The following is a 6,577-nucleotide window of genomic DNA, read 5'->3' as shown; positions in this document are numbered from 1 at the left end:
ACGGCTACCAACTACCGCCGCCTGCGCATCCCTTCTCACAACACGGTATTAACTTGTCAATGAACCCGCAGCGCTGATCGCGCCGCTTCCGAACATCTCGGCGACGATCCGCTCTGGATCACCGCGTCTTGTTCAGCTTATTTAGCGGTCTTTACTTTCGCTGTCAACCTCTTTTTTTTGAGGTGCTCGGCAGTTACTTGATCGGACCGCTGTTTCCTTTGAAGCGTCACTGCTCTTTCGAACCGTGCTGCGTCGCGGGAGGCGGTGTATAGGCCGCTTGGCCGATGCCGCGCAAGCGCTTTTTTCGCCCCATCGCGATTTTCATGCGGCACCGCCGCCTCACCGGATGGCCGCGGTCAGGGCTCAGCGTCGAATGATCGCCTTGAGCCAGGGCGAAATTGCAAAAACGTCGGTGAAGTAGCCCTGCTGGATCACGGCGCGCCCAGCCTTGTGAATGTTGGCCGGCAGCTTCCCCAGCTCTCCCTTCCGGGTCACCACATGGATGGAACGGCGGAAGCCGGAGGTTGGCAGCGGCAGCACGCGCATATGGTTGAGGTGCTGGCGGCTTTTCACCAGGGCCGTCGGCGGAAGCAGGCTCCATCCCATCTCCTCCGCCACCATGGCCATCACGGTGTCGGTCGCATCGAAGGCGAAGCTGCGCGGCACCTCCATGCCCAGCCGTCGCAGATGCTGGTCCACCAGCCGGCCGAGCGCGCTGTCCGTCGTGCTGCGGATCAGCGGCAAGGTTTGCGATAGCGTCCGCAGGGCGGCCTCATCGACCACCTCGGGACAACTGCGCGGCAGCAGCAGCACGAAGGGCTCGGTGAGCAGACACAGGCTGTCCACCTGATCCATGTCGTCGAAGCTGTCATTGGTGAACAGGACGTCCAGCCGGCGGGCGAGGAACTGCTCGCGCAATTGCCCGCACAGGCCCGACGCGATGCTGAAGGACGGCACATGGTCGCGCAGCCGTTGCAGCAGCCGCGGAATGAACGGTGCCGCCAGCGTGTCGATGCAGCCGATGCGCAGTTCCGGCATGAAGGCGCCATCCGTGCCGCCGATTGCCGCCGGCAATTGCCGCGCGTCGGTCAGGATGCGGTTGCTCCAATGCCAGAGCCGCTGCCCGGCCGCCGTCAGCGCCATCGGCCTGATGCTGCGGTCGAGCAGCTGGGTGGCAAAGGCGGTTTCCAGTTGACGGACGACATGGGAGACGGCCGATTGGGTCAGCCCGAGCCGGCCGGCGGCGCGGGTCATGCTGCCCAGTTCGGCGACGGCGACGAACACCTCCAGGGATCCCAGGTCAAAGTCTCGGTGATGCATGACGCTCCGATCTGCGACGGTTCGGGACAACTGCAAACTGCATACTATCTTATGTTGGCTCTGGGCATGAATGCAGCTCATCCCGACCATGAAAGAAATTTCTCCAACTGACTGGAGCACAGGTTTCCACGGCAGCCTCATCGCCTTCCTGCAATCACGCCGGGGTTCCTGCCATGACGCCTCCCTTCGACGAACCCAACCCGCCGACGGCCGCAGCCCGACGGATCGGCGATTGGGTGGCCGGGTTGCGACGAAGCGATGTGCCGGGCCCGGTCGCCGCGGTGGCACTGGACTGCATCGTCGACACGCTCGGGGTCGCGCTCGCCGGCACCGGCGAAGCGTCCGCCCGGCTGGCGGCCGACGAGGCGCTTGCGAGCTATGCCGCCGGGCCATCGCAGTTGCTGGCCGGGGGTCGTCTGTGCGCGGAGGGCGCCGCCTTCGCCAATGTCGCAGCCGCCCACGCGCTGGATTTCGACGACAACAGCTATGCCGGCTTCGTCCACGGCTCCGCCGTCGTGGTGCCGACGGCGCTGGCGATGGTCGAGGAGGCTGGAGGTACGGGACGCGATCTGCTCACCGCCGTGGTCGCCGGCGCGGAAGCGCAATATGCGTTGGCGGAAGCGGTCGGCAACGGCGTGTACCATCGCGGCTGGTGGACAACCGCACTGTTCGGCACCGTCGGGGCAGCGGCCGCCAGCGCCAAGGCGCTTGGACTGGACGGACGGACGACAGCGGACGCCATCGCCTTCGCGCTCTGCGGAACCGGCGGCCTGCGTGCCTGCTTCGGCACCGGGGCCAAGCCGCTGCTGGCGGCGCAGGCCGCAGCGAACGGGGTGCGCGCCGCCCGGCTGGCCGCGCGGGGCCTGACCGTGCCCCATGGGGTGGTGGAGGACCCGCGCGGCTTCGCAGCGCTGATGGCGGCGGGCCGCTTCGACCCGGCTGCCCTGGATAGGCTCGGGCGGCGCTGGCGCCTGCTCGATCCCGGCATCGACACCAAGCTCTATCCGGTCTGCCTGTCCGCCCACGCCGCCATCGACGCGGTGCGCGACCTGATGGCGGAGCATGGATTGAAACCGCAGGACATCCGGACCGTCCACTGCCGCGTCCCGCCGGTGGTGGCCGCCAACCTGACCTATCGGTGTCCGGCAACGGCGGGAGAAGCCCGCTTCAGCCTGCCCTTCGCCGTCGCCTGCGCGATGCTGTACGGAACGCTTGGGCTGGAGCATCTGGACGATGCGACGCTCACCGACCCGGACCTGCGCCATGCCATCGGATGCGTCTCCATGGCGGCCGATCAGGACTGGAACGCCGATCCCACCCGCGCCCGCACCGCCCCCGAGGGCGCGGAGGTGAGCGTCGAGACACAGGCGGGAGAGCGCCATACACGCTTCTGCGCCTCGGCACGCGGCACGGTGGCCCGTCCGTTGTCGGCGGCGGAGCGTGCGGCGAAATTCCGCGACTGCGCCGCCCGCGCCGTCGAGGCCGAGGCGGCGGAGCGCCTCCATCGGAAATTGTACCGGCTTGAGGCCGAAGGCAGCCTGTCACGCCTGCTCGCCCCCGCACACCATGGCGCCAGCTCATGATGTCGATGAATATCGATCATGCTGCGTAGCCACTCTCCTGGGAGCGGCCCGTATTTTCATCATGCTGACCCGGCCAACCATCCTGGGAAAAACATAAGGAAACCAGGGATTTCTCCGGGAGTGCACTGCACAAATTTTGCCCGCTCCGGCCCTTTGCACAAATCTTAGCCCGTTCGTTGCCCGGTTCGTCGTCCGTCCGGCGTCCTTTCCTCCGGCCGCGGCCTTGTGAGACCGTTTCGGTCAAGCAGGAACCAAGGTCCGCGGCAAGGGCCGGCAAACAGAGGGGCTTTCATGATGATGCGACGTTTGGTGGCACGCGCCGTGCTCTCGGCGATCCTCCTGTCCGGGACGGCGATGTCGGTCCAGGCCGCAGGGACACTCAAGGTCTCGGTGGACTCCAACCTGAACACGCTGGATCCGGCCAAGATGAAGGGTGGCCAGGAGTATGTTGCCGCCTATCTGATCTTCAACGGCCTGACCGTCATCGGCCATGACATGACGGTGAAGCCCGATCTGGCCGAACGCTGGGAGCGCAGCGACGACCTGAAGACCTGGACCTTCCGTCTGCGCAAGGGCGTGAAGTTCCACAACGGCCGCGAGCTGGACGCCGAGGACGTCGTCGCCACCATCGCCCGCATCCAGGACAAGGCGACCGGCTCCACCGCCCGCGTCAATTTCGAGATCGTTGACTCGATGAAGGCGCTGGACCCGCTGACGGTCCAGTTCCAGCTGAAAAGCCCCTATGCCGGCTTCGCCGAGCTGTTCGGCGAGCGTCAGGCCCGCATCGTCCCGCGCGACGCCGTCGACACGCTGGCCTCCAAGCCGGTCGGCACCGGGCCGTTCGAGTTCGTGTCCTTCGCCCCCGGCGACCGCATCGTCCTGAAGCGCAACGCGAACTACTTCGAGCCCGGCCTGCCGAAGCTGGACGAGGTGATCGTGCGCATCCTGCCGGAATCGGCCGCCCAGGTGGCGGCGCTGACCACCGGCGAACTGGATCTGGTGTGGAACCTGCCGCTGGAGGCCATCGACAAGGTCAAGGGCGACCCGAAGCTGAAGATCGATTCCGTCCCGACCTCGACCTGGGACGGCGTCATCATGAACAACACGGTGAAGCCCTTCGACGATCCGCGCGTGCGCAAGGCGGTGGCGATGGCGCTCGACAAGCAGGCCATCACCCAGATCGCGCTGTTCGGCAACGGCACCCCGACCCACTCGCCGATCCCGCCGAGCCATCCCTACTACAACAAGGATCTGAAGATCGCCAAGGGCGACCCGGCCGGCGCGAAGAAGCTGCTGGCCGAGGCCGGCTATCCCAACGGCTTCGAGGTCACGCTGCACACGCCGGCCGGCCGCGCCACCCGCGAACGTCTGGGCCTTGCCGTGCGCGAGCTGCTGAAGCCGGCCGGCATCACCGTCAATGTCCAGCGCGTTCCCTTCGACGTCTTCCTGAAGGACATCGAGGGCAAGGCCGGCTTCTACATCGACGGCTTCTTCAGCCGCCCGACCATCGACACCTCGGTCTACCCCTGGTACCACTCGCGCGGGTCGTGGAACACCGCGCTGTGGAGCTATTCCAACCCGAAGATGGACACGCTGCTGGACGGCGCGCGCCAGGCCAAGAGCGAGGATGAGGCCAAGGCGCTCTACACCCAGGTCCAGGCGCTGGCCGTGGAGGATTCGCCGGGGGTCATCCCCTACGTCATCAACCACATCAACGGTCTGAGCGCCAAGGTCCACGGGTTCCATTCGCACCCGATGATGTTCCTCGACCTGCGCGACGTATCGGTCGACTGAGGTCGTTCGGGGACCGGCACCAGACGCCGGTCCCCTCCTCTTCCCGCAGGGGATGCTGCCATGTTTGCCTACACACTGACCCGTCTCGTCTATCTGGCGCTGGTCCTGGCCGTGATGTCGGTCCTGATCTTCCTGGTGACGCAGGCGATGCCGGGCGATGTCGCCTCGATGATCGCCGGCCAGTTCGCCTCGAAGGAGGTGGTGGACGCCATCGCGGTCAAGCTCGGCCTCGACCAGCCGCTGATCGTCCAGTACGGGCATTGGGCAGCCGGCATCCTGCGGGGCGACCTCGGCCGCTCGCTGGTGCTGGAACAGCCCATCGGCCCGATCCTGATGGAGGCGCTGGCCCGCTCGCTGGTGCTGGCCGTGGTAGCGCTGTTCGTGGTCGCGGTGGTCGGCATCGGGCTCGGCGTGCTGGCGGCGGTGCGGCGCGGCAAGCTGACCGACCAGCTGGTTTCCGGGGTCTCCTATCTCGGCATCGCGGTGCCGGACTTCTTCTGGGCCATCGTGCTGGTGCTGGTCTTCGGCAGCTATATGAAGCTGCTGCCCACCGGCGGCTATGCGCCGATCGCCGACGGCTTCCTGCCCTGGGCCTCGCATCTGGTGCTGCCGGTCGTCACCCTGGTGCTGATGCTGCTGGCCCGCATCGCCCGGCTGACCCGCTCCAGCATGATCGATGTGCTGCAAACCAACTACGTCAAGTTCGCCCGCGCCAAGGGCATGCCGGAATCGGTGGTGATCCTGCGCCACGCGCTGAAGAACGCGCTGCTGCCGACCATCACCGTGCTGGCCATCGATTTCGGCCTGATCCTCGGCGGCGTCGTGGTGATCGAGACGATCTTCTCCTATCCCGGCATGGGCCGGCTGCTGCTGTTCGCCATCCAGCGCCACGACCTGCCGCTGATCCAGGCGACGATCCTGATCGTGTCCGCCGCCTACTGCCTCGCCAACCTGACCGCCGACCTGCTCTACGCCTTCGTGAACCCGAAGATCCGCCACGGCATGAGGGCCTCCTGAGATGACCGACGTGACCCCCGTCCAATCGGTTCCACGCCGGCACCTGCCGTCCCTGCCCGTCTCGCTCCTCGTCGGCATCGTCCTGCTGGCCCCGCTGGTGGTCGCCGCCGTCGCCGGCTCCTGGATCGCCCCCTACCCTTATGATGAGATGAACATCATGAGCCGGCTGCAGCCGCCGGGGGCCGAGTTCTGGTTCGGCACCGACGAGTTCGGCCGCGACGTGTTCAGCCGCACCCTGGTCGGCACCGGCAGCTCGCTGGTGATGGGCGTCGCCGCCACGGCGCTGAGCCTGCTGGCCGGCGTGCCGCTGGGGCTGATCGCCGGCTACAAGGGCGGGCGCGCCGGCGAGGCGATCATGCGGGCCATGGACGTGCTGATGTCCTTCCCGCCGATCCTGCTGGGCATCCTGGTTCTGGCCGTCACCCCGCCGGCGCAGTGGAAGGCCATCGTCGCCATCGGCATCGTCTATGTACCGCAGGTGGTCCGCCTGACCCGCGCCATCACGCTGGAGCTGATGCAGGAGGAGTTCATCACCGCCGCCCGCCTGCGCGGGGAGAGCGCCGCCTACATCCTGTTCCACGAGATCCTGCCGAACATCTGGCCGCCGCTGGTGGTGGAAGCGAGCCTGCGCGTGGTCTTCGCCATCCTGCTCGGCGCTTCGCTCAGCTTCATCGGCATGGGGGCGCAGCCGCCCTCCTCCGACTGGGGCCTGATGATCAGCGAGGCGCGGCCCTTCGTGGAACAGGCGCCGTGGATCGCGCTGTGCCCCGGCTTCGCGCTGGCGACCGCGGTGATCGGCATCAACCTGCTGGGCGACGGGCTGCGTGCCCTGCTCGACCCCCGCAACACGGGAGCGCACTGAG

5 protein-coding genes are annotated in these 6,577 nt (G+C 67.1%); 4 read left to right on the top strand and 1 reads right to left on the bottom strand.

The window, feature by feature from the left end; translation table 11 throughout:
* Nucleotides 1-363: 363 nt before the first annotated feature.
* A complete protein-coding gene (locus tag CRT60_RS20255) occupies nt 364-1,410 on the bottom strand; it encodes a LysR family transcriptional regulator (protein ID WP_244592650.1) in 1,047 nt (348 codons plus the stop codon).
* A gap of 83 nt (nt 1,411-1,493) precedes the next feature.
* On the opposite strand from CRT60_RS20255, the gene CRT60_RS20250 reads away from it, so the two are divergent.
* The 4 genes from CRT60_RS20250 to CRT60_RS20235 all read left to right on the top strand — a co-directional run bounded on the left by CRT60_RS20250 (nt 1,494) and on the right by CRT60_RS20235 (nt 6,576).
* Nucleotides 1,494-2,903 (top strand): MmgE/PrpD family protein, encoded by a 1,410-nt coding sequence (locus CRT60_RS20250; protein WP_098738324.1) that lies wholly within the window; start codon nt 1,494-1,496, stop codon nt 2,901-2,903.
* 291 nt (nt 2,904-3,194) lie between these two features.
* Entirely contained in the window at nt 3,195-4,697 is a 1,503-nt protein-coding gene (locus CRT60_RS20245) for an ABC transporter substrate-binding protein (RefSeq protein ID WP_244592649.1), read from the top strand.
* Between the two features lie 60 nt (nt 4,698-4,757).
* Nucleotides 4,758-5,714, top strand: coding sequence for an ABC transporter permease (locus CRT60_RS20240; RefSeq protein WP_098738323.1), 957 nt, complete (start codon nt 4,758-4,760; stop codon nt 5,712-5,714).
* A 1-nt stretch (nt 5,715) separates the two neighbouring features.
* Nucleotides 5,716-6,576, top strand: a complete 861-nt coding sequence (locus CRT60_RS20235) for an ABC transporter permease (protein ID WP_098738322.1) — start codon at nt 5,716-5,718, stop codon at nt 6,574-6,576.
* The last annotated feature ends 1 nt before the right edge of the window (nt 6,577 follow it).

This window comes from Azospirillum palustre, from assembly GCF_002573965.1.
Taxonomy (GTDB): Bacteria; Pseudomonadota; Alphaproteobacteria; order Azospirillales; family Azospirillaceae; genus Azospirillum; species Azospirillum palustre.
Note: the sequence above shows the minus strand (reverse complement) of the source record. Positions and strands in the feature narration are given on the sequence as shown.